Genomic DNA, 26,307 nt, shown 5'->3' on the forward strand with positions numbered 1-26,307 from the left:
TCCGGAGGGCTCTAGGCCAGGCGGTTGATGTCCTGGGGCCGCAGGATGCGGGTGCGGACGTCGGCTCCGGGCCTCGCGACGTTGATCATCGCGCGGCCCAGCGCCTCGGTGGTGGTGACGAGGTTCGGCGCGAAGCGGCGGAGCAGCGGGAAGAGCGGCGCGGTGACCAGGTAGGCGGCGCGGTAGAGGAGGGTCTTGGAGGGCATGCCGCGGACGGGCTGCACGAGGCCGGGGCGGAACATGTAGGCCTGGAACGGCAGCTGGAGCAGGTCGTTCTCCGTCTCCCCCTTGACGCGGGCCCACATGGAGCGGCTCTGCTCGGTGCTGTCCGTGCCCTCCCCGGAGACGTAGGCGAAGGTCAGCCGGGGGTTGGCGGCGGCGAGCGGACGGGCCGCGGCGAGGGTGAGGTCGTGGGTGACGCGTCGGTACTCCTGCTCCTTCATGCCGACGGCGGAGACGCCGAGGCAGAAGAAGCAGGCGTCGTAGGAGGCCAGGTCCAGGTCCGGTGCGGAGAGGTCCGACGGGTCGTCCTGGATGCGCTCGCGCAGCTTGGGGTGGGAGACGCCGAGCGGGGTGCGGCCGACGGACAGGACGGCCGTGACGGTGTCGTCGCGCAGGCACTCACGCAGAACACCCCGGCCGAGCATTCCGGTTGCGCCGAAGAGGATGACGTTCACGTGCGCAGCCTAGATCCTCAGTGCGAGACGCAGAGCTCATTGCCTTCCGGATCGGCGATCGTGGTCCAGCTGTAGGGGCCCTGGCGGCCCTCGTGCAGGTGCCGGGCGCCCTTGGCGACCAGGCGCTCCACGACCTCCTGCGGGTTGTCGGAGCCGGTGCGGACGTCCAGGTGGACCCGGTTCTTGACCGTCTTCGGCTCGGGGACGAGCTGGAAGAGGACGCGCGGCGCGCGCTCGATCCCTTCGGGGTGGCGGATGGCGGTGCCGACCTTCCAGACGAGGGCTCCGCGGTGGGTGGTGGTGTCGTCCTCGGTGGCGTGGCCTTCGGCGACCATCTTGCGGATGAACTCTTCGTCGGTCGGCTCCACTTCCCAGCCGAGGGCGTCGGCCCACCAGTCGGCGAGGGGGTGCGGGTCGGCGGAATCGATGGTCACCTGGAACGTGTATGCCATGAGGGGACCCTACTGAGGGCCACTGACAGTCGCCACGCGGCAAGCCCCCTCGACTCGGGTCGTTCGGTCGATGCCGCTCCTTCGGCGGGTACGGTTTCTGCCGGACGTCCCTTTCCGAACGGGGTTCGCGCATGGAATTCGGCCACGTGGGGCGGGTGGTCATCGCCGACGACGAGCCCGTGGTGCGCAGGGGGCTGCGGACCTCCGTCGAGTCGACCGGTGAGTTCCGTGTGGTGGCCGAGGCCGCCGACGGGCGCGAGGCCGTCGAGGCCGTACGGGCGCACCTGCCGGACATCCTGCTGCTGGACATCCACATGCCGCGGATGGGCGGGCCGGAGGCGACGGCGGCGCTGCGCTCACCCGATGCGGATGCCACCGCGCACATCGTCGTCACGACGGGCTTCGGGCTCGACACGGACGTGGAGCAGGCCCTGGCCCTCGGCGCGGACGCCTTCCTCCCCAAGGGCACCCCGCGCGAGGACCTGCTCGCCGCTCTGCGCGCGGTGCAGAACGGCGATGCCGCGATGTCCCCGCAGGTGCTGCGGGACGTCCTGGACGGCCTGCACACCCCGGCCGCGGCGCAGCGCCGACAGGCGCGGGAGAGGTTGGACGTCCTGTCGGAGCGGGAGGCCGAGGTGCTGGGCCTGGTCGCCGAGGGGTTGACGAACCGGCAGATCGGCGAGCGGCTGCAGCTGGCGGAAGAGGTGGTGAAGGACCGGGTCGGCCGGATGCTGGCCGAGCTGGACGCCGCGAACCGGCTGCAGCTCGCGCTCCTGGCCCATACCGCCGGCCCGGAGGCGGAGGGTCCGTCGCAGTGAGCGCCGCCGCCCGGCGCGGGTTCCTGCGGCCGCTGGCCGCGCTGCTCTTCCCGCCGGGGCCGGAGGGCGGGAGCGGGCCGCACGGCGTGCTGCCGACGCTGCTGGTCGGGCTGACCTTCGTGAGCGGGGTGGTCGACGCGGTGACCTTCCTCGGGCTCGACCACGTCTTCGTCGCCAACATGACCGGCAACGTGGCCTTCTTCGGGTTCGCGCTCGCCGGGGACCGCGAACTGTCGGCCACAGCCACCCTGCTGGCCCTCGCCGCGTTCCTGGCCGGTGCGACGGCCGCCGGGCGGCTGCGCCGCGGCCGGGAGCCGGCGCGGATGTTCGCGCCGCTGGTGGCGGTGCAGGCCGTACTGATGGCCGGGGCGCTCGCCCTGACGGCGGGCGGGGCCGGGCCGCTGCCGGTCGTGGGGCTGCTCGCGCTGGGCATGGGCCTGCAGAACGCCGTCGTGCTGAGGCTGGCCGTGCCCGACCTGACGACCACCGTCGTCACCCGGACGCTGACGGGCCTGGCCGCCGAGCCGTGGGACCGGACCGCCGTACGACGGCTCGTGTCGGTGGCGGTGCTGTTCTGCGGGGCCCTGGCGGGCGGGCTGCTGACGCTCCACCACGGATCCCACTGGGCCCTGGCGCTGGCGGTGGCGCTGCTCCTCTGGATCGCGGTGGCGGGCGCGGTGACGGTCGCCGAGCACGGCAGCCCCGAGGCGCCTTAGCGCTGCCGGGTGCCGGATCGGGTGGCGACGAGGGCGGAGAAGGTCAGCAGCCATGCGCCCACGGCGATCCAGAGCAGGACCTCGCCCAGCGGCCGCAGCCATCCCACCCCGGTGGGGCCGGCCGCCGAGAGGGAGGCGGTGGCCGTCATTCCGAGCGGGAAGACGGTCGCCCAGCGCCGGATGTCGTAGTGCGGCCGCCACCGGCGCACCTCGGCGGCGAGCAGCAGCACGTACCAGCCGAGGGACAGGGCGAGCGTCACCAGCGTGGCCGTACGCAGTGCCGTGTGCGCCGAACCGGTCCATAGGGGCGAGGCGGTGAGCTTCGATCCCGCCAGCGCCGAGATGGCCAGCGCTCCGCCGGCCACCCAGTGGTCGCCCGCACCCCGCACCACCTCGCGGAAGTCGAAGTGGACGAGGGCCACCGCGTACAGCAGCAGGCCGAGGCAGAAGGCCCCCAGCGCCGCCCGGGCGAGCCAGTCCTGGTGGAGGGCGGCGGCCAGGATCGCCGAGAGGACGGCGAGCCCCTGGGTGGCCACGCAGACGAGGAACGCGGCTCCGGGCATCCGCCGCTTCCAGTGCCGTACGACGGCGAGCAGCAGCCACGGCCACAGCGCCACCGCCAGCACCAGCAGGGCGGCGGCGAGGCCCTGCCACCCCAGCAGGGAGAACCGGCAGCCGAGCACCGTCGAGGCGGCCACCGCCGTCAGGGCGGCCGGGGTGTCCGCCTCGGCCCGGAAGCGGCCCCGGTCGCCCACGATCCGGGCGGTGAAATCGGCGGCGAGTACGAGCCACAGCGCCGCGGCGATGACCAGCGCGGCCACGGACAGCACGTCGGCCCCGACCAGGTGCAGGCCGATGGAGAGGATGCCCGCGGCCATGACGGCGGCGCCCGCGACCGGGGGCGGTCCCGTCCACCATCGGCGGCCGGGCAGGGGGAACACCTGGTTCACCCTGCCAGCGGACACCGCCCGCCCGCGGCCCGCGAGCGCGGTGGGCCATTGGGCCCACACAGTCGCGCGGGTCGGGCGGGATCCGGCCCACAGGCGGGCCCGCGCGGCCCTTGACTTCCCCGGGCCGCTGGCGGACTCTCTGCGCTCATGGGACAGCTCGACGGCAAGGTCGCGGTGATCACGGGCGGGTCGGCCGGCATCGGACTGGCGACGGCGCACCGGTTCGTACGGGAGGGTGCCCGAGTGTTCGTCTCCGGGCGCCGCGAGGCCGAACTCGCTGCGGCGGTGGATGAGTTGGGGAGCGGTGCCGTCGGGGTGCCGGGTGACGTCACCAAGGCGGCGGACCTCGACCGGCTGTTCGCCGCGGTCGCGGCCGAAGGCCGGGCGATCGACGTCCTGGTGGCGAACGCGGGCGGCGGGAAGGCGGGCGGCGTCGCCGAGTTCACGCAGGAGCAGTTCGACACCGTCTCGGACCTGAACTTCCGCGCACCCTTCTTCACCGTGCAGCGGGCGCTGCCGCTGTTCGGGGAACGCGGCTCGGTCATCCTCCTCGGCTCGACGGCGGGCTCGGCGGGGTCCACCCGGTTCGGCGTCTACGGCGCCACGAAGGCGGCCGTACGGTCGATGGCGCGCAGCCTGGCGCTGGAACTCGCGGGGCGCGGGATCCGGGTGAACGCGCTCAGCCCCGGTCCGATCGACACTCCCGCTCTGGGCCGGGCGCCCGCCGCCATCCTGGAGGAGGTGACGTCCGGGGTGCCGCTGGGCCGGACCGGCCGCCCGGAGGAAGTGGCTGCTGCGGCGCTGTTCCTCGCCTCGGAGGAGAGCAGCTACGTCACCGGCATCGAACTGTTCGTGGACGGCGGAGCCGCCCAGGTCTGACGCACTGCACGACGCACTGCACGACGCACTGCACCGCCCGTGCTCAGGCCGTCCCGGGCTCCTCCCGGGCGGCCGTGACGTTGAACATCGCCCCCTCGGGATCGCGCAGGGTGACCCAGCGGTCGGTGGCGCTCGAGACGACGGTCGACAGGGTGGTCCCGCCGGCGGCGGTGGCCGCCTCGATGGCCTCGTCGAGGTCCGGGACGCGGAAGTAGACGTGCCAGCGGGGCCTGGTCTCCGGTGCGTGCGCCGCGGCCTCGGTGATCCCGCCGTCGAGGCGGGCGACGGGCTCGCCCCCCTGCCGCAGGACGACCTGGTCGTTCTCGTACGAGACCTCGCAGCACCCGGCACGGCCGGTGGCCCACTCCAGCACCTCGCCGTAGAAGATCGCCGACTCGAAGGCGTCCCTCGTCCGCAGCTCCAGCCAGGCGGGCGCCGGGCCGTGGCCCACGCGCCAGTCGGCCGACACCCCGCCGGCCCAGATGCCGAAGACCGCGCCGTCCCGGTCGGCGACCAGCGCGCCGCGGCCGCCGGACGGGAAGGAGACCGGACCGACCGCGACCGTGCCGCTGCGCTCGCGGATGCGGTCGGCGGTCACATCGGCGTCGTCGACCGCGAAGTACGGGGTCCAGGCCACGGCGACCGCCAGATCCGCGGTCAGTGTCCCGATGCCGGCGACCGGCACGCCGTCGAGCTCGGCGACCGTCCACTCCTCGCCGAGGCGTGCGGGCCGGAATTTCCAGCCGAGGACCGCTCCGTAGAACTGCTGGCTGCCCTGGAGATCGCGGGCCATCAGGCTGACCCAGCACGGGGCGCCGAAGACCTCCCTCGTAGAAATCTCCACCGTTCACGCTCCGTCCTTCGTCCCGCTCATCCTCGCGTCCGGGCAGCTGCCCCGCACGTCGGCGAAGGGCCGCCCGGCCCGGTCAGCCCCCGGTCACGGCGCCCTGCCCGGTGATCAGGTCGGCGAGGGCCGCCATGCCCCCGTCCGCGAGGGCCCGGCGCTGCCGGTCCGCGGGGGTGCCCTGCTGGAGGAGCCGGTGCAGCAGGGAGCCCACCTCGCGCTGGTCCCCGGCCTCCTCCAGGGCGGGGGTGATGTACTGCATCAGCACCGACAGCACGTCGCCGGCACTGCGCAGCCGGTGGCCCATCGGCTCCATGAGGGTGCTCTCCAGGCCGTGCCGGGCCGCATGCCACATGGCCGCCTGGAGCAGCTCGTGCGAGCACTCGGGGGGTGCCGTTCCGGCCTTCTCCTCGGCGATCGCGGTGCTGACCAGCGCGCGGACGATCCCGGCGAGCAGCACCGCGTCGCTGGCCTCCAGCTGCACGTCCAGGCACCGCACCTCGAGGGTGGGGTAGCGCTCGGACAGCCTGGCCTGCCAGTAGAGCTGACCCCGGTCGGCGATCAGCCCCGCCTCCAGCAGCGCCTCGACGCGCTCCTCGTAGTCGGCGAGCGTACGGAAGAAGGGCGTCGGGCCGCTGACCGGCCAGCGGCCGAAGACGATGGTGCGCCAGCTCGCGAATCCGGTGTCGCACCCGTCCCACAGCGGCGAGTTCGACGACATGGCCAGCAGCGTCGGAAGCCAGACGCGCAGCCGGTTCAGGGCCGCCACGCCCATCTCCCGGTCGGGCACCGCCACGTGCACGTGCATGCCGTTGATCAGCTGCTCGTCGACCAGCCGGCAGGCCTCGTCCCGCATCTTGAGGTACCGCGCCTTCTGGGTGACCGGCACCGGCACCGCGTCGCGCAGAGGCGCCGCCGCGGAGCTGGCGAGTCGGCAGCCGTACTCCTCGGCGGCTGAGCCGACCGCGTGCCGCAGCCGCAGCAGGTGACCCGCGACCTCGTCCAGGTCCGTACAGACGGGCGTGGCGACCTCGACCTGGGCCTGGAGCAGCTCGTTCTGCACCTCGCCCTCGCCCACCCATGACACGAGACCCGCCGCGGCCCGCACCTCCTCCGCCAGCGCCACGGGCAGATGGGTGACGGGATCCAGCAGCACGTACTCTTCCTCAACCCCGACCGTGATCATGTCGCGCCGGACTCCTGCTCTCTTCGGGCTCCTCGGCGCCCGTGGACGCCGTCGGAAGGGCGATGCGCACCGGGTGACACCTCCTCGCGTTCTCCACGCCCCGGCACCGGTCGTGCCCCTCCGCCCGCGGTCCCGCGGGCCCTGCTCCTGCCCCGCGGGGAGCGCCTCAAGCGGGAGAGGCGGCCCCCGCCGCGGGGCGCATTCGGCGGTTCCTTCGGGCGAATCTGGCTCCGGGTGCGTGGGGTACCGGATCCAGCGTGGCAGTTCACAAGGAAATGCACCCATCGGGCCACCGGCAGAGGCGGTACATGACCAGGCGATCCGCAGGGCGGCCGGAGTCCCGCCCGGCCGGGGCGCGTACGGAGGGGCCGCGTACGGGGGGCCCGCGCGGCCGGGTGGCCGCCCGCCGCGCCCGCGCCCGCGGCCGCCGCCCGGGCGGGAGGCCCGCCGGCAAGCCGTACGTGGCCTCGGTGTCGCCCCTGCTGCGGACGGCCGCGGCCTACTCCTGGCGGCTGCTGGTGGTGGGCGCCGTCGTGTACACGGTGTTCATCGTGCTGGGGCGGTTCCACGAGGTCGGCGTGGCCGTCTTCCTCGGCCTGGTCGCCACCGCGCTGCTGCGCCCGGTGACCGACCTGCTGGCCCGGTGGATCCCGCGCTCCCTGGCGGTGGCCTGCTCACTTGTCGGCAGCACGCTGCTCGCGCTGGGTGCGCTCGCGTTCGTCGGCGAGACGGTGGCGGCGGAGTGGAACTCGCTGGTGGCGGAGTTCCGGGAGGGGCTGGACCGGCTCGAGCCCCTGCTGGAGCGGCCGCCCCTGCGGCTGAGCCCGCATGCGCTGGGCGACGTGCGGGACCGGATCGGCGAGTACCTCTCCAGCCATCGCGCGACCCTGCTCAGCACGGCCGTGACCGGCGCCGGGCGGCTGGTGCAGGCCCTGACCGTGGTGGCCCTGTCGGTGTTCTGCTCGGTCTTCTTCATCTACTCGGGTGACAGGCAGTGGCAGTGGCTGTGCTCCCAGTTCCCGCACGGCGCGCAGCAGCGCATCTCGGTCGCGGGCCGGGCCGCGTGGCGCACGTTCACCGGGTACACCCACGGCATCGTGCTGGTCGCCGCGACCAACGCGATCCTGGTGGGGGTCGCGCTGTTCGCGCTGGGCGTTCCGCTGGCGGTGCCGCTCGCGCTGCTGGAGTTCTTCGCCGCGTTCGTTCCGCTGATCGGCTCGCCGGTGGCCCTCGCGGTGGCCGTGGTGGTCGCGTTGGCCGCCAAGGGACCGCTGGTCGCGGCCCTGGTGATCTGCCTGATCGTGGTCATCGGGCAGATCGAGGGGCATGTGCTGCACCCGATGCTGATGAGCTGGGCGGTGCGGCTGCACCCGGTGGTCGTGGCCCTTTCGGTGGTCGCGGGGGCGATCGCCGCGGGCGTGCTGGGTGCGGTGGTCGCGGTGCCGCTGGTCTCGGTCGTCTGGTCCGTACGCCAGGCCCTGCGCTCCCCGGAGGCAGGGCCCTGAGCTGCGGCTTCCAGAATGCACCGCTTCATGTCGCCCGGACGGGGGTATATCTCCCAGGACAGCTCACGAGACGGCCGTGCCGCAGCCCTCTGCGAACGCGACCATCCGTCGGAGGAGCCGACATGCCGTACGCAGACATCACCGAAAGCATTCCGCAGGACACGCTGAGTGTGAGCACCGGTGAGGCCCGGACGCTGTCGGGGGCGCTGTTCCACCGGCTGCGGACCCTCGACGAGGGCAGCGCGGAGTATTCCTACGTACGCAACACCCTCGTCGAGCTCAACCTCAGCCTGGTGAAATTCGCCGCCCGCCGGTTCCGCGGCCGGAGCGAGCCGATGGAGGACATCGTCCAGGTCGGCACGATCGGCCTGATCAAGGCCATCAACCGGTTCGACCCGGAGCGCGGGGTGGAGTTCACCACCTTCGCGATGCCGACCATCGTGGGCGAGATCAAGCGGTTCTTCCGCGACACGAGCTGGGCCGTCAAGGTGCCCCGGCGGCTCCAGGAACTGCGGATCGACGCCGCCAAGGCGCACGACGCGCTGGAGCAGGACCTCGGCCGCGAGCCCACGGACGCCGAGCTGGCCGGGAGGCTGCACGTCACGCCCGAGGAGCTCGTGGAGGGGCAGAAGGCGGCCCACGCGTACTCCGCGCGCTCCCTGGACGCCCCGGTGCAGGAGGACGGCGACCGGAACGCGTACGCCGACCGGCCTTCGCTCGGCGAGGAGGAGGCGGCGTACGACACGATCGAGTGTCTGGAGTCGCTCAAGCCGATGCTGGCGGAACTTCCGCCGAGGGAGCGCACCCTGCTGTCGCTGCGCTTCGGCCACGGGCTGACGCAGTCCGAGATCGGCGAGCGGCTGGGGCTGTCCCAGATGCACGTCTCGCGGCTGCTCAACCGGACGCTGACCGCTCTGCGGGCGGGCCTGCTGGAGGACGAGGCACCGGGGCCGTGAGCGGCGTCGGGACTTCCGCCCACACCGTCTTGCCGACCTGCCCGTCGGCGTAGCCCTCCCAGCCCCAGCTGCGGGCGAGCCGGTCCAGGACGAGCAGGCCGTGCCCGCCCGGCAGGGCGGAACCGGTCCTCCTCAGGCGACGGGGGTGCTCGGGGCTCCCGTCGCCGACCTCGATCCGGAGCCGCGCGGCGCTGCGGCGCAGCACCAGCGCGCGGGGGCCGCCGCCGTGGATGCAGGCGTTGCTCACCAGCTCGGAGACCAGCAGCAGGACGTCCTCGGCGGCCTCCTGCCGGTCCGGGTCGTACGGGTCCTCCGCGCCGGGGCCTGCGGTGTCGGTGGACTCGTCGGTGATCCAGCGCCACTCGGTCAGCGCCTCGCGCGTGAAGTCCCGGCACCGGGTGACGGCTCCGTGCGTCCCGCCACCGAGAAGCAGCGTGCGGGTCTCCTCGGTCATGGCAGCCGCCTACCCAGGCCGGTGCAGAAGATGCGCAGGGGGCGCCCGGCTACCGGAGGGACCGGCCCGGTCCCGTCACGATCCGATGGCCTGCCCGAAGGTGAAGAAGCCGTCCGGGTCCACGCGCTTCTTGACCTCCACGAGCCGCGGATAGTTGGCGCCGTAGTACGCGGTGCGCCAGTCCGGCAGGTCCGGGTCGATGAAGTTCTGGTACGCGCCCCGGCCCACGTACGGCGCGACCTCCTCCTGCAGGGCCGCCAGCCAGCGCAGGTTCGCCTCCACGGTCTCCGGAGCGTCCTGTCCGGTCCAGGAGGTGTCCATGCTGACGAGGAACCGTGCGTCGCGGTGGACGAACGCGGTGTCGGCCGGGGCCACCCGGTTGATCGCGCCGCCCCAGGTGTACAGGGCCAGGCCGCAGCCGTCCGGGTTGCCGCTGCCCGGCCGGCGGGCGAGCCGGGACATGACGGCGGCCACGGCCTCGGGGGGCAGGGGCTCGGCGGCGAAGTTCGTCCGTACGGCGAACGCCCCGGCGGAGGTCTCGTGCAGCAGGTAGTCCTTGGCCTCCCAGAAGGTGCGGTCGGCGATGTCCTCGCGTACGGGGCGGGTCGCCGCGAGGACCGGGGCGAGCAGCTCCCGCAGCTCGCTCGCGGGACCGAGGTGGAGTCCGACGGCCGACACCACGGGGTCGGCGCCGCCGGAGGCGGCGACGCCGAGGCGGACCGAGAACTCGTCGGGTGCGTGCCGGGTGGCCTCCTGCACCGCCGCGAAGGCCTCGGGGGCGTCGGCCCCGTCCCACAGGAGCAGGCAGGTGGAGACGTCCGGCACCGCGGTGGCCTGGAAGGTGAAGGACAGGTTGATGCCGAAGTTCCCGCCTCCGCCGCCGCGGCAGGCCCAGTACAGGTCCGGGTTCTCCTGGGCGTCGCAGGTCAGCACCTCGCCCTCGGCGGTCATGAGGGTGGTCCGGACGAGGGCGTCCGCGGTGAGCCCGAGCTTGCGCGAGGTGGAGGAGGAGCCGCCGCCGAGCGTGAGGCCCGCGATGCCGACCGAGGCGCCGTTGCCGAGCGCGAAGGCCATCTCGTGGGGTTGGACCGCGGCGTAGACGTCGGCCATGCGGGCCCCGCCGGCGGCCGTGACGAGCCCGGTGGAGCCGTCGGCGACGACGGTGTTCAGCGCGCTGAGGTCGAGGACGAGGCCGGTGCCGACGGAGTGGCCGGCGTAACTGTGGCCGCCGCTGCGGGCGACGAGGCCCACGCCCGTGTCGCGGGCCCACTCGATGGCGTGCCGTACGTCGGCTCGGTTCGCCGCGGACACGACGCCGTTCGGCGTGGTCGAGGCGTAGCGGGTGTTGAACGGGGTGCTGGACTCGTGGAAACCGGCGTCGCCGGGTCGCCGTACGCGGCCCGCCACCGTCTTCTCCAGCCGCTGCCAGTCCGCTTCGGATGCGCCGTTCACTGCACCTCTTCGATGTAGGAGATTCCCGTCGCGGCGTGCGGGCCGTAGCGTTCCCAGACCTCGCGCAGCCGCAGGCGGCCGTCCTCGGCCAACTCGGGCGTGTTGACGGTGCGCCCGCAGACGACCTCGCCGGTCGCGAACACGAGGGTGTAGCCCATGGACAGGGTGCCGTCCGGCGTGCAGGTGCCGACGGTCCACCCGCGCCGGACCTCGCCGCCGACGACCTCTCCCCAGACCAGGTCACCCTGCTGGTGGTAGACGGCGACGGTGCGGACGTCGCCCTGCGGCTTGCGGAACCTGCGGCCGTCGTAGTTGATCATGTGGCCGTGTCCGGCTCGGTGTTCTGAGCGGGCTGCCCGGCGAGGAACTCGGCCGACATGCTCCGGCCCCACCAGATCGCGTAGTAGGAGAAGTCCGTGTCGTGCTCGTTGACGATGTGGTGCTCGGCCCCGCCCTTCATGAGCGCGATGTCCCCCGCCGCGAGCTCCCACCGGCGGCCGTTGCAGACCACGTGGGCGCGGCCGGCCATGGCGATGAACATCTCGCGTTCGCGGTGGGCGTGCGCCTCCGACACGTCGCCGGGGCGCAGCACGCACCACGCCCCGCGGAACGGCGCTTCCAGCCCCGGCCAGGGGTACAGCAGCTTGAGGTCCAGGCCGTGTTCCCGCAGCAGGTGGTCGGGCTCCGCCGGGCGGATCTCCACGTCGGGCTGTTCCTGGTCGGTCAACGTTCCGCTCCGATCGACGTCTTTGCATTGCGGCGTTGCGGCGTTGCGGCATTACGACACTGCGGCATTTCGGCATTGCGGCACTGCGCCGTTCCGGCGGCGGGCGACGTCGATCAGGCTAGAAGAAGGCGGCTCCCTTTCGACAGGGGAATTGTTCCCCAGTCGAAAGGGAAATCCGCCGCTTGCTGTCGCGTGCTGCGATATCGACGGATCAGCCGTGCCCCAGACCCGCGTCGCGGGCCAGCACGATGGCCTGGGAGCGGTCGGCCACGCCGAGTTTGCCGAATATCGTGGAGACGCGGTTGCTGATGGTCTTCGATGCGAGCACGAGCTCACGGGCAATGGCGGCATTCGACTTGCCCGCGGCGATACGTTCCAGAACGTCCCGTTCCCGGTTGGTCAACTGCGGGAAGGGGTAGTAATACTGCCCGGTCGACCCCGGGCACATCAGGGCTCCGAGCCGGTTGGCGATCGACTTGTCGACGATTCCCTCACCGGCCGCGACGGCCTGGATACCCCGCAGGATCTGGTCCGCGTCGGCCCGCTTGAAGAGATAGCCGCGGGCACCGGCCTGGAGCGCCGCGGTGATGACCCGGTCGTCGTCGACCGAGCTGAAGACGAGGATGCCCGTTTCGGGCCATAATCTCAGCACTTCGGATATCACCCGCATACCGGCCCGTTCGTCCATGAGCGGGTCGACCACGAGGACGTGGGGCCGGCAGCGGGAGGTCTCCGCGATCACCTCGTCCGCCGTGGCGGCCTCGCCGACGACGGATATCCCCCCGGACCGCTCCAGGACGGAACGGACTCCGTGGCGAATCGCGGGCTGCGCGTCGGCGAGCACGACGGTGACGGTGGCGAGGGGTCTGGCGACGACCGCGAGATCCCCGTCGGGCCGTCGGCCCGCGAACTCCCTTTGCGCCTCACCCTGTGACGAGAGCGGCCAGAGCAGCCCCTTGATGTTTGTCGTCTGATGCATTTCTACCTTCCCCCCGAATCGATCTTTTACGGCGGCCCAGGCCGACCGGCCGCCACCAGAATGGTGCACGGGCCAGTCTTACCGCAACGGTCGGGGGGATATCCGCGCAGCGCGATCACCGAGTCGGCGACGACATTCACATCCGGCCATGTCAGTTTTCTGCGGACTCTGCCATTCCTACCTCTTGCGCCTGCCGAAGAATTGCCTCCCGATCTCGCCAATGCGCCCAGAATGCTCCGGTGTATCCGAGTCCGCTGAGACTCGTCAGGAAGGGATTGTCCGCGTAGTTGTTGTCGTGCTCGCTCATTCCTGCCAACGTCGGCAGCATGACCCGGTGGTGGTCGGCGGGGTCGACGAGCTCCCAGAGCAGTTCCACGGACCGGCTCCACCGCCCGGAGGGGTCCGTGACCGTTTCGGTGTCCTCGAGGAGATCCGGCGAGAAGTAACAGACGAGCCGGAAGTTGCCCGACTCGTCGAACATGAACTGCCGCTCGTACTCGACCGGGCCCGAGCACCGGGCCAGCGGCTTCAGCACGATCGGCCCGGTGGCCGTGTTCGACTGCAGTCCGGGCACCGTCCGCACCCCGTCGCACTGCTCGGCCAGCGCGATGCCGAGCGGCGTGTGCGGGAAGAGCCGCAGCCCCAGCGAGAACCCGGTCACGGTGGCGTCCAGCGCCATGAACGCCTCGACGCATTCGCGCATGGTCTGCTGCGTCTCGCCCGGCATTCCGAACAGTGCCTCGACCATGGTCATCATGCCGTTGGCGTGGCAGAGCCTGACCAGTTTCTCGGTGTCGGCGAAGGAGTAGTACGTGGTGCCCTTCCCGGTGACCTTCCAGCCGCGGAGCATGTCCGCCCGTACGTGGTCGGAGCCGACGTTCACCCCGCGGCAGCCGGCGCCCGCGAGCAGCTCCGCGAACTCCTCGTCGAACGGCGAAGGCTGGCAGTAGACCCACAGCCGCAGCTCGTTCAGCGGATTCCCGGAGTCGGCGTGCTTGCGGCGGACGATCTCGCGCAGCAGCTCCTTCGCGTGGGATATGGACAGGTTGAACTCGCTGTCGGTGGTGTGCTGGTCGAGGATTCCCTGCGCGGCGAGCGACTGCATCTCGTCGACCACGGCGGCGACGTCGCGCCGGCCGAACCGGATGCCCTTCGCGTCCGGTTCGACGCAGTGCGAGCAGCGGTAGGTGCAGCCGTTCTTGGTGAGGATGCCGGCCAGTCCGCCGCGCTGGTAGTAGAGCAGGTTGTCGACCTTGTGCGGCGAGCCGGAGCGGCGCACGTACGTACCGGCCCGGTCCACCTGCCACACGCGGTCCTCGAACTGCCCGGCGGGCCGCGGTGCCACGGCGGGGCGGGGCGTCAGGGAGAGCGCCGGCGGCGGTACCCGCACGACCCCCTCCCCCGTGTTGCGCAGCAGACCGGACACCGTGCGCGTGTCGCGCCCGGTGACGAGCGCGTCGGCGAGGTCGCAGATGATCTGCTCGCCGGGGCCCTTGACGCCGAAGTCGATGCCGAAGTAGTCGACCAGTGCGAAGGGCATGGAGGAGAAGCCGATGCCGCCGCCGACGATGGGCGCGTCCGTCAGGCGTTTGATCTCGGTGATGATCTCCTTGTGCTCCCCGATGAAGGGGCGCTGCTCGAAGGCGTAGACGGTGTCGGTGTTGCGGACGGTGACACCGACGAGGATCGGACTGCGCGCTCCGAAGTATTCGGAGAGGCAGGACTTCCAGTCCTCCCGGTGGAACGTGAGGTCCACCACCTCGACCTCGAAGTCGGCGGCTTCCAACGAGGTCGTGAGCACATCGAGCGCATAGGGCGCGATCGGTGGGTGCACCTTGTTGGGATTGACCAAAAGCACCAGGCCTCGGCCCATCGGACTTTCTCCCCCCTGGCCTGCACGCAGGCGAATTGCGTTATCTGACGATGCCGAGGCAGATCCCGAACTCGGGTTTCCCGCCCAACAGATGGGCGCCGGCCGACTGGAGAATGCGGTCCTGGGCCGTGGCGTGCTGGCACATGGTGGTGGTGTCGCGCATCCAGCGGTCCATGGGTGACGACTGGTGGATCGACCAGGTCTGGAGCAGGTCGAAGAGCCGGCTGACGATCGACCGCGAGGTGCGGAAGGCGTGCACCCAGGCGAGCGGGGACGCGGCGCGCTCCTCGGGAGTGAGGTCGTCCAGGGTGCCCCCGGCGGCCAGCACCTCCCACTGGCGCTGCTGGCTCCCGTACACCCCGTTACGGGTGGCGAGGAAGTCCGCCTCGCACTCGGCGAGCGTGACCTGGGCCCGGAAGTGGTCCTTCCACGCCACCCCGGTCATCCGGTCGACCCGGGTCCGGGCGATCTCCCGCGCGTGGTCCAGGGCGGCCCGGGCCACCCCGAGCGCCACGCCGCACATGCTGCGCGTGAAGGCGTCCGGCTGGGCGAGCGGGCCGGGGCGGCCGCGTACCTTGCCGAAGCTGTACGTGTGCTCCTCGGGGACGAAGACACCGTCCATCGTGTAGTCGCAACTGCCGGTGCCGCGCATGCCCATGGTGTGCCAGTTGTCGATGACCTCCACCTGGGCCCGGGGCACGAGGAACTGCCGCGACTCGTGCGGGTTGCTGCCGTCCGGGCTCGCGTACGGCTTGCCGTCCTGGTACACGAAGGCACCTGAGGTCACCCAGTCGCAATGGGTGATGCCGCTGCCGAACGACCAGCGGCCGGAGAGCCGGAACCCTCCGGGAACCTGCTCGGCGCGGCCCGTCGGCTGCAGCAGCCCGGCCATGATCGTGTCCGGGGTCGGGAAGATCTCCTTGGCCACCGTCTCGTCGAGGAAGGCGCTGAAGATGCCGCTGCTCGCGCCCATCACGGCGCACCAGGCCGCGGAGGCGTCCCCGTGCGCCAGCGTCTCGACGACCCGGGTCTGCTCCATCGTGGTCAGCGCCAGGCCGCCCAGCTCGCGGCCGAAGGCCATCCGGAACACCCCGGCGTCGCGCAGCATGTCCACCACGTCCGCCGGCAGCCGTCGCGCCTCTTCGATCTCCGCCGAGCGCTCCCGCAGCAGCGGCGCCAGCTCCTTCGCACGGGCGAGGAGTTCCGCCGCGGTGGCGGGCACCTCGGCCCCGGAGGTCCGGGTCATGGTCATGTGATCGCCTTTCACTTGGCCCTACTTGACGATGCCGAGGCTCATCCGGAACTTGGGCGGCCGGCCCAGCAGGTAGGCCCCGCCGGATTCGAGGATCAGGTCCGAGGCGGCGACGTGCTGGCACATGGTCGCGGTGTCGCGCATCCAGCGGTCCATCGGCGAGGACCGGTTGATCGACCACGCCTGGAGCAGGTCGTAGAGCCGGTTCACGATCGCCCGCGAGGTGCGGAAGGCGTGCACCCAGGCGAGCGAGGACGCGGCCCGCTCGGTGGCGGTGAGGTCGTCCAGGGTGCCGCCGCCGGCCAGTACGTCCCAGTGGCGCTGCGAGCTGCTGTGGACGCCGCTGCGGGCGGCGTTGAACTCCGCCTCGCACTCGGCGAGGGTGACCTGTACGCGGAAGGTGTCCGCCCACGGCGTGTTGGTCATCTTGTCCACCCGGGTGAGCGCGGTCTCCCGGGCGTGGTCCAGGGCGGCCCTGGCCACCCCGAGCGGCACCGCGCACAGGCTGCGCATGAAGGAGTCGGGCTGGGCGATCGGGGTGTCCGTGCGGCCCCGCACCTTGTAGAAGGTGTAGGTGTGTTCCTCGGGCACGAACACGTCGGTGATCGTGTAGTCGCTGCTGCCGCTGCCGCACAGGCCGGTGGTGTCCCAGTTCCCGACGACCCCGACCTCGTGGGCCGGTACCAGGAACTGGCGCGAGGCGTGCGCGTTGCTGCCGTCCGGACTCGCCCACGGCTTGCCGTCCTGGTAGATGAACGCCCCGGAGGTCACCCAGTCGGCATGGGTGATCCCGCTGCCGAACGACCACCGGCCGGTCAGCCGGAAGCCGCCGGGCACCCGCTCGGCGTGCCCGGCCGGCGCGATCAGCCCGGCGGTGATCATGTCCAGGCTCGGGAACACCTCCTTGACCACGGCGGGGTCCAGGAAGTTGCTGATCGCCCCGGTCATCGCGCCGATCGCCGCGCACCAGCCGGCCGAGGCGTCCCCGTAGGCCAGCGTCTCCACGACCTCGGCCTGCTGCACCGACGTCAGCTCGGGACCGCCCCACTCGGGCCCGAAGCACATCCGGAACACCCCGGTGTCGCGCAGCATGTCCACGACGTCCGCCGGGAGTTGCCGGGCCTGCTCGATCTCCGCCGAACGCTCGCGCAGCCGCGGGGCCAGTGCCTTGGCCCGCTCCAGGATCTCTGCCGCGGTCGTGGGTGCTTCGGTGCCCGGGTTCCGGGTCGTGCTCATGCGTTCCCCCTCGGGTGACGGTGTGCTGCGTGCTGCTGCGCTTGCCGCGTTGCCGCGTTTGCCTGGTTTGCTGCGTTCGTCGGAGTGACGGTCATTCGTCCACGTCGAGCAGGCCGGCCGGCATCTCGAACGGCGCGTGCGGATCCGGCGGGCCGATCGGTTCGGCGTCGAGTGCGACGAGCGCGGCCGCCGCGTCCAGCCGCTGCAGGCAGGTCCGGGTGTCGTCGGCCTCGCACACCACGAAGGAGTGGCGTGCCAGGTAGCCGCCCGGGGGCAGCCGCAGCGTGGTGCCGGGCTCGGCCATCGGCGCGGCGGCGACCAGGCCCGGCGCCTCGGCCGGTACGGCGACCGACCGCAGCAGGCAGTCCCGTTCCGGGTAGCCGAAGCGGATGCCGGCAACGGCGCGCCGGGTGGGGCGGGTGTCCGGCCGCTGCCCGGTGGCCACGTCGAACAGCACCTCGCCGGGTTCGATGCCGGTGGCCGTCCTGCCGAGGAAGGGGATCAGGTCCCCGCCGAGCCGGCCGTTGACCTCGATGATCAGCGGCCCGCGGCCGGTCAGCCGGACCTCGCTGTGCGTGATGCCGTCCTCGATGCCGAGCACCCGGTGCGCCCGGGCCAGGGTGCGCATCAGCTCGGGGTCCGCCATCAGCGGGTCGGCCGCGTCGACGAGGTGCCCGACCTCCTCGAAGTACGGCTGGTCGCTGCTGTGTTTGCGGGCCACGAACATCGGCAGGTACTCGCCCTTGTGCACGGCGCCGTCGATGCTGATCTCCGGCCCGGGCGCGTACCCCTCGACGATGGCGCTCGCCCGGTAGGGGCCCGGGTCGACCTCGCTCGCGGACAGGGCGATCCGGAACGCGGCGTCCAGCTCGGTCTCGTCGGCCGCGTACACGACGCCGATGCTGGCGCCCATCGCGCGCGGCTTGATCACGACGGGATAGCCGATCCGCGCGGCGGCCGCCCTGGCCTGCTCCACGGTGGTGGTCAGCTCGAACCCCGGCTGGTACAGGCCCGCCGCGGTGAGTTCGGCGCGGGTGAGCTGCTTGTCCCGGCAGCCGCGTACGCCGGGTGCGGACAGCCCCGGCACACCGAACTCTGCGGCGAGCAGCCCGGCGTCCAGGACCAGCGGCTCGTCCCAGCACATCAGGCCGACGATGCGCCGGCGGGCGGCGACCTCGCGGGCCGCCGCGCCCATCGCCTCGGAGTCGAAGACGTTGGCGACGATGATCTCGTCGAAGTACGCGTGCTGCCACGTGGGGTTGAGGTTGTTGAGCAGCACCATGTCCAGGCCGGCCGCGCGGGCGCGGCGGCGGATCGGCGCGACGAGGTACTCGCGGTACACCTTCAGCCCGCTGCCGATGACCAGCAGGGTTCCCCGGTCGGCGGTCGTCACGTCGTCGGTCATCACGGCCTCCCGGTGTCGGCAGCGGCCGCGCGGCGGGCGAGCAGGTCCGTGAGGATGTCGTGCGAGCGGTGTGCGAGGACGCTGATGAGGGAGTCGGCGATGCCGTGGGTCTCCTCGTTGACACCTTGGAGGTAGACGGCGCCCCGCGCCGACTCGCCGAGTTCGACCCGGTGGGCGCGGCTGACCGTGACCTCGTCGATGCCGACGCGGGCCGCCAGCTCCCGTACGAGGGCGGGCTTGCGGGGGTCGTAGCCGGTGCCGAGGAGGACGAGGTCGCAGCGCAGCGGCTCGGTCTTGCCGCTCATCCGGTCCCGCAGGTCGAGTACGACGTCACCGTCCTCGAGCCGGGCGCCCACGACCTCGGTCATCGCGCGGACCTCGGAGCGCTGCGCGCCTAGTGCCTTCTGCCGGTAGAGCATCGTGTACAGCTCGTCGAGGAACGGCGGTGCCAGACCGGCGTAGTTCGTCAGCCGCATCTCGTCCAGGACCTGCGCCCGGACTTCCGCGGGGCTGTCGTAGAACTCGTCCACGAACGAGGGGAAGAACCGCTCGTTCACGAACTTGCTCGTCTGGTAGTTCTGCAGTCCGACCGACCGTACGACCATGGTCAGGCGGCTCTGCGGAAGGTTCTCGTGCAGCGCGTAGAACATCTCCGCGGCGCTCTGGGCGCCGCCGACCACCACGGCGCGGACCGGCTCGCCCTTCGGGATCTCCGCGATCCGGGTCCGGTACTGGGCGCTGTGGATCACCCGGTCGGCCGGCAGGCCGGCGAAGACGTCCGGCACCCGCGGGTCGCGGCCTCCGCCGACGACGAGGTCACGGCAGCGGATCACGTCCCCGTCGGTCAGCAGCACGCTCCACCCGGAGACCGAGCCGTCCGCTTCCACGACCGGGTCGACCTGCGCGGCGCGGGCCCCGTACTGGATCCGGACCCGCTGCAGCGAGGTGGCGACCCACTGGAGGTAGTCGGAGAACTCCCACCGGAACGGGTGGAAGGTGCCCAGGTTGATGAACTCGTCCAACCGCCCCTGCTCGTGCAGGAAGTTGAGGAACGTGAACCTGCTGGACGGATTGCGCAGCGTCACCAGGTCCTTCAGGAAGGACACCTGGCTGCGCGCCCACGGCATCAGCAGGTCGCGCTGCCATTTGACGTCCGGGCTCTGCTCCAACAGCAGCGTGCCGTCCGCCAGTTCGGCCGAGCCCGATTCCTCGATGGCCACTGCGAGCGCCAGATTCGCCGGACCGGCGCCGATCGCCAGGACACCGACCTCGCGTACCGTCATGCTTCCCCCTCGATGTCGATCCGGACTGCGGCCGCGGCGGCCTCGGCCCGCCGCAGTGCCTCGGCAGAGCTGTCCGCGGTGGCCATGACGATCCCCGCGCGGTCCCAGGAGTGGCGCAGTCCGGTGAACCGGTCGCCCGGCCCGGCGGTGACCGCGACCAGGAACACGCCCTCGACCTGCCGGGCGGCCTCGACGCCGTGCACGGCCGTGACCCGTCCCGCCCCGGTGGCCAGGAACCGTACGGCTGCTCCGCCCTTGGCCCGCCGGGGCAGTTCGGCCGGCAGCTCTTCGCCCTTCATCACCGCGTAGTAGCTGCGCATGAGCTGTACCGGGTAGGCGAGTTGGATGGTGTCGACGATGCCGCCGCCGGCGAGCCGTCCCGCGCATTCCACGAGGTACGGGACACCGTCCGAGACGATCCATTCGCAGTGGACGATCCCGTCGCGGAAGCCGACGGCCCGGACCACGCGCGCCGTCTGTGCGCCGAGCGTTTCCGCGAGGTCGTCGGAGATGTCGGCCGGCACGGTGTGTGCCATCTCCACCGGGTGGGGCCCGGGAAAGAGCTGTTTGCCGGTGACGTTGACGAACAGCGCGCGGCCGTCGCGTACGAGCATCTCGACGCTGAACTCGGGCCCTTCGACGTACCGTTCGGCCAGCATGGACAGTTCCATGGGCCGGTCGGGCACGAAGACGCCCTCGTCCTGGACCAGGCAGTCCGCCCAGGCCCGCTCGACCTCGGCCGGGTCGTGGATCACCCGGGTGCCCACGGCGGCCTGGCGGTTGGCGGGCTTGAGCACGACGGGTCCGCCCTGGCCGCGCAGGAAGTCCCGTACGTCGGCGGGGCCTTCCACGCGGACGCCGGCCGGGTTGGCGATCCCGGCCGCCGCGCTGACCTGCCGCAGCAGGGCCTTGTCGCGGAGGATCTGGGCGGCTCCGAGGCCGGCGCCGGGCAGGCCGTAGCGCTCGGCCAGGCGCGCGGCGAACGGGGTCGCGTACTCGATCGCCGGGACGACCGCGACGGGAGCGAGGTCGGGGTGGGCGTTGTGGAACTCGTCGGCCTTGCCCGCGAGGTGGTACTCCCACTCGATCAGGCCGCGGACGAACGCCACCCCCTCGAGCTGCTCGTGCACGTGCCGCTTGCGGACGACGTCCGGCTCCTCGATGTAGATCACCGAGCCGTCCGGCTGGAACTCGCCGATGGCGGCGAGCGTGACGCCGACGAACCCGACGATCAGGACCGGCCCGGCGGCGGTGCCGGGCTGCTGCTCGTTCATGACGTGCCTCCGACGACTTCGGGCGTGCCTTCGGTGCCGGCCTCCGTGTCCTTCACGAGGGACGGCTCGGGCGGCTGTTTCACACCGGCCAGGGCGAGCAGTCCGGCCACGGCGGTCACGACACCGCACAGCAGCCAGAACCCGCCGCCGAGCCTGGTCCAGAGGAAGACGCCGAACAGCGGCGCGAGCGCCGAGGCGGCTCCGCCCACGGCCTGCATGGTGCCGATGTAGCGGGCCTTGACCGCCGCGGGGAACGTCGCCGGGTGGGCGAACATGCTCGGCGCGGCGATCATGATCCCGAAGACGACCAGGACCGCACCGGTGATGGTGAACGCCCCGGACCGCGAGGTCAGTCCGTAGACCGCGAGGCCGACGGCCTCGACCAGGTGACCGGTGATCACCCGTACGTGCTTCGGCAGCCTGCTGAGGTAGGCCGTGATCTTGAGCTCGCAGGTGATCAGTACGACGGAGGACACGGTGAGCACGGTGCTGTAGAAGCTGGTCGGGTAGTCGTCCGCGGCGAGCTCCAGCGGCAGGGCGATGTGGCCCTGCGCATAGGTGAGCGAGCCGAGCAGGATGGCGCCCAGGTAGAGCAGGTACTTCCGGTCGCGGACCATCGTGGCGTACGCCGAACGGCCGTCGGCGCTCTGTCCGGACGCCGCGGCTTCGGGTGCGGTGGAGCCCGCGGCCTCGGCTTCCGGCTCCGCCTGCCCCTCCACGGCCTTCTTCGGGAGCAGAGCGAACGCCAGCAGGGCGTAGACCAGCGCCGTCCCGCCGTCGATCCAGAACAGCAGGTCCCAGTCGACCAGGATGACCACCGCGGCGATCAGCGGGGCCAGGGCGGCGCCGATGTTCAGCGCGATCCGCATCATCGAGAACGCCATGACCTGGTACCGCTCCGGCATCAGGTCGCTGAGCATCACGGCGGCCGCCGGCCGGTACGCCTGGGTGAACAGGCCCGCGAGCCCGACCACGACCAGCAGCGCCCACAGCATCCCCGGCCCGCTGAGCCAGGAGATCGACGCCACCAGCGGGGCCGAAGCCCCCATGGCCGCCATGATGGTGGCCCGCGGTCCGAACCGGTGGGTGATCTCGGCGCCCAGCATCGTGCCGAAGACCGAACCGATGCTGTACGCGACGAGCGAGAGCCCGGCCGCGCTGACCGACGCGCCGCGGAAGGTCAGGTACAGCACGAGGAACGTCTGGACGAACGCGCCGAGTTGGTTGACCAGTACGCCGCCGAGAAGATATCGGACCGGTGTCGGAGTCGCCTTCAGCGCGTCGAACACCCGGACCGGAGCATCCTCCGTCATGCCGCCCCTTCCCTCAAGACATCGACGATGCGGTCCGCGACGAGCGGGGCCGCACTGAATCCGGAGCCGCCGCACGCCGCCCGCGACCAGACGGCGGGACCCACGCGGGCGAGCAGCGCGCCGCCGGTGTCCGCGTCGGCCGCGTAGTGGCAGGGCTTCACGGCGGCCACGGTGTAGCGCTGCAGGCCGGTCAGCGGCGGCGCCGCGGCGAGCCGATCGGCCCAGGGCGTCTGGTCCTCGGCGGCGCAGTCCGCGGTGGTGTCCACCGTGCGGCAGACGGCGTCGGAGCTGATCTTCAGCAGCGTGCCGTCCCCGGGCGGCACGGCCCAGGCCCGGCCGTCCGCGCCGAGACCGCCGGCCGCGGGTGCGTGCGCCCACCACCGCGCCGCGTCGGCCGGCGGATGCAGGTAGACCATGGTCTGGCGGTGCAGGACGACCGGCTCCCCCACGAGGTCGCGTGTCCACGGGCCGGCCGCGACCAGGACCAGGTCGGCGCCCAGCCGTTCGCCGTCGGCCAGTCGGACCTTGCCGCAGTCCGTGTCGATCCCGGTCACCGCGGTGTACGGACGCAAGGTCACCGCCGGATGCCCGGCGAGCCGCCGGGCGGCGGCGTGCAGGACCCGCTCCGCGAGCAGCACCCCGCCGTCCACGTCCAGGAGGCCCGCCGCATCCGGCGGGAACTCCAGGTGCGGCAGCGCCGCCGGTTCCACCGTCCGTACGGGGACCCCCGCCTCGGCGGCCGACGCGGCCAGCGCGGCGAGGCGTTCCCGGGGCCAGGCGGTGACCACTCCGACCCGGCGGTGGAAGCGGGTTCCGAGCAGCGTCTCCAGTTCCTGCCATCGGCGGTGGGCGGCCGTCATGCGCCGGGTGGAGTCCGGGTCGTCCGGGCTGAAGGTGCGGAGAACGCGGTGCTGGTCGAAGGAGCTGGAGTGCGGATTGGGGATCGGGCCCCTGTCCAGCACGGTCACGCGGTGGCCGGCGAGCGCACACTCCACGGCGGTCAGCAGCCCGGTGACACCGGCTCCGACGACCACGACGGCGGCACCGACCCCGGCACCGGCCTCGGCCCGGACCTCGCCACCGACCGCGGTCTGCCGGGCGGAAGGCGCCGCCTTCACCGTCCCGGCTCCGCCAGGCGGGGCAACCGTACGGGGGTGAACTCCGTGGCGTGCGGCTCGGCGGGGATCGCGCGGTCGGGGAGGCCCGCCTCGGCCAGGTCGATCAGCAGCGGCGCCGCGCAGCGCAGGAACACGTCGACCTCGTGGCAGAAGTCGCCGGCGTCGGCCGGTCCCACCTCCCACCGGTCGAGCCGTGCCAATTGCTCGGACAGGGTGAAGGCGGCCGCGGTCAGGTTGAAGCGGCGGACGTCGTAGGCGGCGGCGAAGCGCTCCAGGAGGCGTGCGGCCGCCTCCCGGGACCGTGCGGACACCGGTAACGGGCCCTGGCCGGCCCAGCTGCCGGCCTTGTCGGCGACTCGGTTCCACGGCTGGACGAGCCGTTCACCGGTCACCCGGTCCAGGGCCTCGCGCGTGAAGTTGGTGCGCTGGAAGTCCGGGCTGGTCGCGGCGAGGTGGAAGCGGATGACGTCCCTGGGCACCTCGGCGGCCAGCTCCCGGCCCGATACGACATGGCCACGGCTGGTGGAGAACTTGTCGTGGTCCAGCTCGTAGAACTCGTTGGTGACGAAGTGCTCGGGCAGGGTGTAGCCGCCCAGTGCCTCCAGCATCGCCGCCCCGACGACCGCGAAGGCGAAACCGGCGTCCGACCCGAAGAAGTACACGACCTTGTTGCCGCTCTCGGAGAACCACAACTCGTCGTCGGCGGCCAACACTTCGCCGCGCTCTTCGGCGGCGAGCGCGGTGCAGTGCATGCTCCACGCGATGGTCTCGGCATCCGCGTAGATCACCTGGTCCGCGACCTCCGGGAAGGGTGCGGGGATGCCCCACGCGATGGGGAGGGTGACGGGATAGTCCGGGAGCGGCCGGGCGAGGATCTCCTCGATCATCTGCGCCAGGCGCGGGCGCATCGTCGCGCTCTGGCGGGCGAAGTAGGCGACGAGCGCCTCTCGGTGGTCCTCGAGCGGAAGCACCAGGACCTGCTGCTTGCGCAGTTCGACCGGGTCCTCGGGGTGCAGGGTGGAGCGCGGGTCGATCAGGTCGCCGGACGCGATCCAGTGCCCGCAGTTCTCGCAGAGTCCGGCGCACCCGTCGGCGAGGCACACCGGGCAGCCGCCGCGTACGTAGGCGTCGGTGAGGTACTCGCCGGTGCGCGGTGCGTACGGGAACGTGACGTCTTGCAGCCGGAGTGCGCCGCTGCCGTGCAGGCGCTCGAAGAAGGTCCGGACGGTTTTGACGTACCGGTCGCCGAACCGGACGAAGCCGTCCGGCCGGATGCCCATGGCCTCGAGGGTCTGCTCCACCTGCCCCGCCGACCGGACGCGCAGCTCTTCGGGCGGTACGCCCAGTCTGCGGGCGGTGGTCACGATGTAGTTCTGCGTGAAGTGCACGCCCGTGCCGAACAGCACGTCGTGGCCCGCGGCGCGGGCGTACCTCGCGCAGACGTCGGCGGCCAGGAACGGGCCGGCCAGGTGGCCCAGGTGCAGATCGCCGTTCGCGGTCGGGCCGGGGGCGATCACCAGTGTGCGCTGCATCAGGCGCTCCTTGATTCGACGCCGGCGCGGCGGGAGAGCAGGTCGGTGAGGATGTCCTGGGAGCGGTGTGCGAGGACGCTGATGAGGGAGTCGGCGATGCCGTGGGTCTCCTCGTTGACGCCCTGGAGGTAGACGGCGCCCCAGGCGGACTCGCCGAGTTCGACCCGGTGGGCGCGGCTGACCGTGACCTCGTCGATGCCGACGCGGGCCGCCAGCTCCCGTACGAGGGCGGGCTTGCGGGGGTCGTAGCCGGTGCCGAGGAGGACGAGGTCGCAGCGCAGGGGCTCCGTCTTGCCGCTCATCCGGTCCCGCAGGTCCAGGACCACTTCCCCGTCCTCCAGCCGGGCCCCGACGACCTCGGTCATCGCGCGGACCTCGGAGCGCTGCGGTCCGAGCGTCTTCTGCCGGTAGAGCATCGTGTACAGCTCGTCGAGGAACGGCGGTGCCAGACCGGCGTAATTCGTGAAGCGCATTTCGTCCAGCAGCTGCGCCCTGACTTCCGCCGGACTGTCGTAGAACTCGTCCACGAAGGAGGGGAAGAACAACTCGTTGACGAATTTGCTGGTCTGGTAGGTCTGCAGGCCTATCGACCGGACCAGCATCGTCACCTGGCTCTGCGGCAGGTTTTCGTGCAGCGCGTAGAACATCTCCGCCGCGCTCTGCGCCCCGCCGACCACCACGGCCCGAACGGGCTCGTCGCGTGGAATCTTCGCCATCCGAGTCCGGTACTGGGCGCTGTGAACCAGCCGGTCGTCCGGAAGACCGGAAAAGACTTCCGGTACGCGCGGATCGCGGCCTCCGCCGACGACGAGGTCACGGCAGCGGATCTCGTCCCCGTCCGTCAGCAGGACGCTCCATCCGGAGACGGCCCCGTCGGGTCCGCACACCGGATCCACCTGCGCCGCCCGTGCCCCGTAACGGATCTCCACCCGCTCCAGCGACTTGGCGACCCACTGCAGATAGTCCGAGAACTCCCAGCGGAACGGATGGAACGTGCCCAGGTTGACGAACTCGTCCAACCGCCCCTGCTCGTGCAGGAAGTTGAGGAAGGTGAACCTGCTCGACGGATTCCGCAACGTCACCAGGTCCTTCAGGAAGGAAACCTGGCTGCGCGCCCACGGCATCAGCAGATCACGCTGCCACGTGACGTCCGGACTCTGCTCCAACAGCAGGGTTCCGTCCGCCAATTCGGCCGAACCCGACTCCTCGATGGCCACCGCCAGCGCCAAATTCGCCGGACCCGCGCCGATCGCCAGAACACCGACCTCCCGAACAGTCACACTTCCCCCTCGATCTCAGTGATCCCAGTCGCGGACAGGCAGTAGCGAGGCTAGATTTCTGCCGTTCCCGGGAGATAGGGGAACTTGTCCCGTCGACTGGGGAATCTGGGCCGGGAAAGACGGGGTTCCGTCAACCGGGGATCAGG

Annotated in this window: 25 protein-coding genes; 5 read left to right on the top strand and 20 right to left on the bottom strand. The window is 71.8% G+C overall.

The genetic code is table 11. The features are described from left to right. Nucleotides 1–11 precede the first annotated feature (11 nt). Both ACZ49B_RS25405 and ACZ49B_RS25410 read right to left on the bottom strand, forming a co-directional pair. Nucleotides 12–677 carry a Rossmann-fold NAD(P)-binding domain-containing protein gene (locus ACZ49B_RS25405; protein ID WP_468310004.1) on the bottom strand — a complete coding sequence of 222 codons (666 nt, stop codon included), beginning with the start codon at nt 675–677 and terminating at the stop codon, nt 12–14. 17 nt (nt 678–694) lie between these two features. Beyond that, nucleotides 695–1,129, bottom strand: coding sequence for a VOC family protein (locus tag ACZ49B_RS25410; protein WP_468310007.1), 435 nt, complete (start codon nt 1,127–1,129; stop codon nt 695–697). A 131-nt stretch (nt 1,130–1,260) separates the two neighbouring features. Here ACZ49B_RS25410 and ACZ49B_RS25415 point away from each other — a divergent pair, with 131 nt between their 5' ends. Next, the gene (locus ACZ49B_RS25415; RefSeq protein ID WP_468310009.1) at nt 1,261–1,947 is read left to right on the top strand and encodes a response regulator; all 687 of its coding nucleotides are present in this window, start codon (nt 1,261–1,263) and stop codon (nt 1,945–1,947) included. After that, nucleotides 1,944–2,663, top strand: a complete 720-nt coding sequence (locus ACZ49B_RS25420; protein ID WP_468310012.1) for a YoaK family protein — start codon at nt 1,944–1,946, stop codon at nt 2,661–2,663. The genes ACZ49B_RS25415 and ACZ49B_RS25420 overlap by 4 nt, the downstream gene beginning before the upstream one ends. Here the strand turns inward: ACZ49B_RS25420 and ACZ49B_RS25425 are convergent. Continuing rightward, nucleotides 2,660–3,613 carry a tellurite resistance/C4-dicarboxylate transporter family protein gene (locus tag ACZ49B_RS25425; RefSeq protein ID WP_468310014.1) on the bottom strand — a complete coding sequence of 318 codons (954 nt, stop codon included), beginning with the start codon at nt 3,611–3,613 and terminating at the stop codon, nt 2,660–2,662. The two genes, ACZ49B_RS25420 and ACZ49B_RS25425, sit on opposite strands and share 4 nt — an antisense overlap. Nucleotides 3,614–3,760: 147 nt before the next feature. Between ACZ49B_RS25425 and ACZ49B_RS25430 the strand changes: the two genes are divergently transcribed. Continuing rightward, the gene (locus tag ACZ49B_RS25430; protein ID WP_468310016.1) at nt 3,761–4,492 is read left to right on the top strand and encodes an SDR family NAD(P)-dependent oxidoreductase; all 732 of its coding nucleotides are present in this window, start codon (nt 3,761–3,763) and stop codon (nt 4,490–4,492) included. A 43-nt stretch (nt 4,493–4,535) separates the two neighbouring features. Here ACZ49B_RS25430 and ACZ49B_RS25435 read toward each other — a convergent pair whose 3' ends face one another. Beyond that, nucleotides 4,536–5,285, bottom strand: a complete 750-nt coding sequence (locus ACZ49B_RS25435) for a VOC family protein (protein WP_468310164.1) — start codon at nt 5,283–5,285, stop codon at nt 4,536–4,538. 133 nt (nt 5,286–5,418) lie between these two features. Further along, nucleotides 5,419–6,522 carry a carboxylate-amine ligase gene (locus tag ACZ49B_RS25440; RefSeq protein ID WP_468310019.1) on the bottom strand — a complete coding sequence of 368 codons (1,104 nt, stop codon included), beginning with the start codon at nt 6,520–6,522 and terminating at the stop codon, nt 5,419–5,421. Between the two features lie 308 nt (nt 6,523–6,830). Between ACZ49B_RS25440 and ACZ49B_RS25445 the strand changes: the two genes are divergently transcribed. Together ACZ49B_RS25445 and ACZ49B_RS25450 are read left to right on the top strand one after the other, a co-directional pair. Beyond that, entirely contained in the window at nt 6,831–8,027 is a 1,197-nt protein-coding gene (locus ACZ49B_RS25445; RefSeq protein ID WP_468310021.1) for an AI-2E family transporter, read from the top strand. Between the two features lie 122 nt (nt 8,028–8,149). After that, nucleotides 8,150–8,983 (top strand): RNA polymerase sigma factor SigF, encoded by an 834-nt coding sequence (locus ACZ49B_RS25450; protein WP_468310023.1) that lies wholly within the window; start codon nt 8,150–8,152, stop codon nt 8,981–8,983. Here ACZ49B_RS25450 and ACZ49B_RS25455 read toward each other — a convergent pair. From ACZ49B_RS25455 to ACZ49B_RS25525, 15 genes are all read right to left on the bottom strand, one after another. Beyond that, nucleotides 8,922–9,437 carry an ATP-binding protein gene (locus tag ACZ49B_RS25455; RefSeq protein ID WP_468310026.1) on the bottom strand — a complete coding sequence of 172 codons (516 nt, stop codon included), beginning with the start codon at nt 9,435–9,437 and terminating at the stop codon, nt 8,922–8,924. The two genes, ACZ49B_RS25450 and ACZ49B_RS25455, sit on opposite strands and share 62 nt — an antisense overlap. Nucleotides 9,438–9,512: 75 nt before the next feature. Beyond that, nucleotides 9,513–10,889, bottom strand: coding sequence for an FAD-binding oxidoreductase (locus tag ACZ49B_RS25460; RefSeq protein ID WP_468310029.1), 1,377 nt, complete (start codon nt 10,887–10,889; stop codon nt 9,513–9,515). Further along, nucleotides 10,886–11,209, bottom strand: coding sequence for an avidin-fold protein (locus tag ACZ49B_RS25465; RefSeq protein ID WP_468310031.1), 324 nt, complete (start codon nt 11,207–11,209; stop codon nt 10,886–10,888). The genes ACZ49B_RS25460 and ACZ49B_RS25465 overlap by 4 nt, the downstream gene beginning before the upstream one ends. Beyond that, nucleotides 11,206–11,616 carry a cupin domain-containing protein gene (locus ACZ49B_RS25470; protein ID WP_468310034.1) on the bottom strand — a complete coding sequence of 137 codons (411 nt, stop codon included), beginning with the start codon at nt 11,614–11,616 and terminating at the stop codon, nt 11,206–11,208. The genes ACZ49B_RS25465 and ACZ49B_RS25470 overlap by 4 nt, the downstream gene beginning before the upstream one ends. A gap of 211 nt (nt 11,617–11,827) precedes the next feature. Continuing rightward, nucleotides 11,828–12,595: a response regulator transcription factor gene (locus ACZ49B_RS25475; RefSeq protein WP_468310037.1), complete on the bottom strand. Its 768-nt coding sequence runs from the start codon at nt 12,593–12,595 to the stop codon at nt 11,828–11,830. Between the two features lie 151 nt (nt 12,596–12,746). After that, entirely contained in the window at nt 12,747–14,468 is a 1,722-nt protein-coding gene (gene tsrT / locus ACZ49B_RS25480) for a tryptophan 2-C-methyltransferase (RefSeq protein ID WP_468310040.1), read from the bottom strand. A gap of 40 nt (nt 14,469–14,508) precedes the next feature. Then, nucleotides 14,509–15,720: an acyl-CoA dehydrogenase family protein gene (locus tag ACZ49B_RS25485; protein ID WP_468310043.1), complete on the bottom strand. Its 1,212-nt coding sequence runs from the start codon at nt 15,718–15,720 to the stop codon at nt 14,509–14,511. 21 nt (nt 15,721–15,741) lie between these two features. After that, the gene (locus ACZ49B_RS25490) at nt 15,742–16,956 is read right to left on the bottom strand and encodes an acyl-CoA dehydrogenase family protein (protein WP_468310045.1); all 1,215 of its coding nucleotides are present in this window, start codon (nt 16,954–16,956) and stop codon (nt 15,742–15,744) included. 91 nt (nt 16,957–17,047) lie between these two features. Continuing rightward, nucleotides 17,048–18,361 carry an ATP-grasp domain-containing protein gene (locus ACZ49B_RS25495; protein WP_468310048.1) on the bottom strand — a complete coding sequence of 438 codons (1,314 nt, stop codon included), beginning with the start codon at nt 18,359–18,361 and terminating at the stop codon, nt 17,048–17,050. After that, nucleotides 18,361–19,644 carry a lysine N(6)-hydroxylase/L-ornithine N(5)-oxygenase family protein gene (locus tag ACZ49B_RS25500; protein WP_468310051.1) on the bottom strand — a complete coding sequence of 428 codons (1,284 nt, stop codon included), beginning with the start codon at nt 19,642–19,644 and terminating at the stop codon, nt 18,361–18,363. The genes ACZ49B_RS25495 and ACZ49B_RS25500 overlap by 1 nt, the downstream gene beginning before the upstream one ends. Further along, nucleotides 19,641–20,918: an ATP-grasp domain-containing protein gene (locus tag ACZ49B_RS25505; protein ID WP_468310053.1), complete on the bottom strand. Its 1,278-nt coding sequence runs from the start codon at nt 20,916–20,918 to the stop codon at nt 19,641–19,643. The genes ACZ49B_RS25500 and ACZ49B_RS25505 overlap by 4 nt, the downstream gene beginning before the upstream one ends. Further along, nucleotides 20,915–22,231 carry an MFS transporter gene (locus ACZ49B_RS25510; protein WP_468310056.1) on the bottom strand — a complete coding sequence of 439 codons (1,317 nt, stop codon included), beginning with the start codon at nt 22,229–22,231 and terminating at the stop codon, nt 20,915–20,917. The genes ACZ49B_RS25505 and ACZ49B_RS25510 overlap by 4 nt, the downstream gene beginning before the upstream one ends. Further along, a complete protein-coding gene (locus tag ACZ49B_RS25515) occupies nt 22,228–23,349 on the bottom strand; it encodes an NAD(P)/FAD-dependent oxidoreductase (protein WP_468310058.1) in 1,122 nt (373 codons plus the stop codon). Before ACZ49B_RS25515 ends, ACZ49B_RS25510 begins: the two co-directional genes overlap by 4 nt. Beyond that, complete coding sequence (locus ACZ49B_RS25520) at nt 23,346–24,881, bottom strand: class I tRNA ligase family protein (protein ID WP_468310061.1); 1,536 nt, start codon at nt 24,879–24,881, stop codon at nt 23,346–23,348. The genes ACZ49B_RS25515 and ACZ49B_RS25520 overlap by 4 nt, the downstream gene beginning before the upstream one ends. Beyond that, the gene (locus tag ACZ49B_RS25525; RefSeq protein WP_468310064.1) at nt 24,881–26,161 is read right to left on the bottom strand and encodes a lysine N(6)-hydroxylase/L-ornithine N(5)-oxygenase family protein; all 1,281 of its coding nucleotides are present in this window, start codon (nt 26,159–26,161) and stop codon (nt 24,881–24,883) included. The genes ACZ49B_RS25520 and ACZ49B_RS25525 overlap by 1 nt, the downstream gene beginning before the upstream one ends. Nucleotides 26,162–26,307 lie beyond the last annotated feature (146 nt).

The organism is Streptomyces sp. NPDC031132 (genome assembly GCF_055570595.1).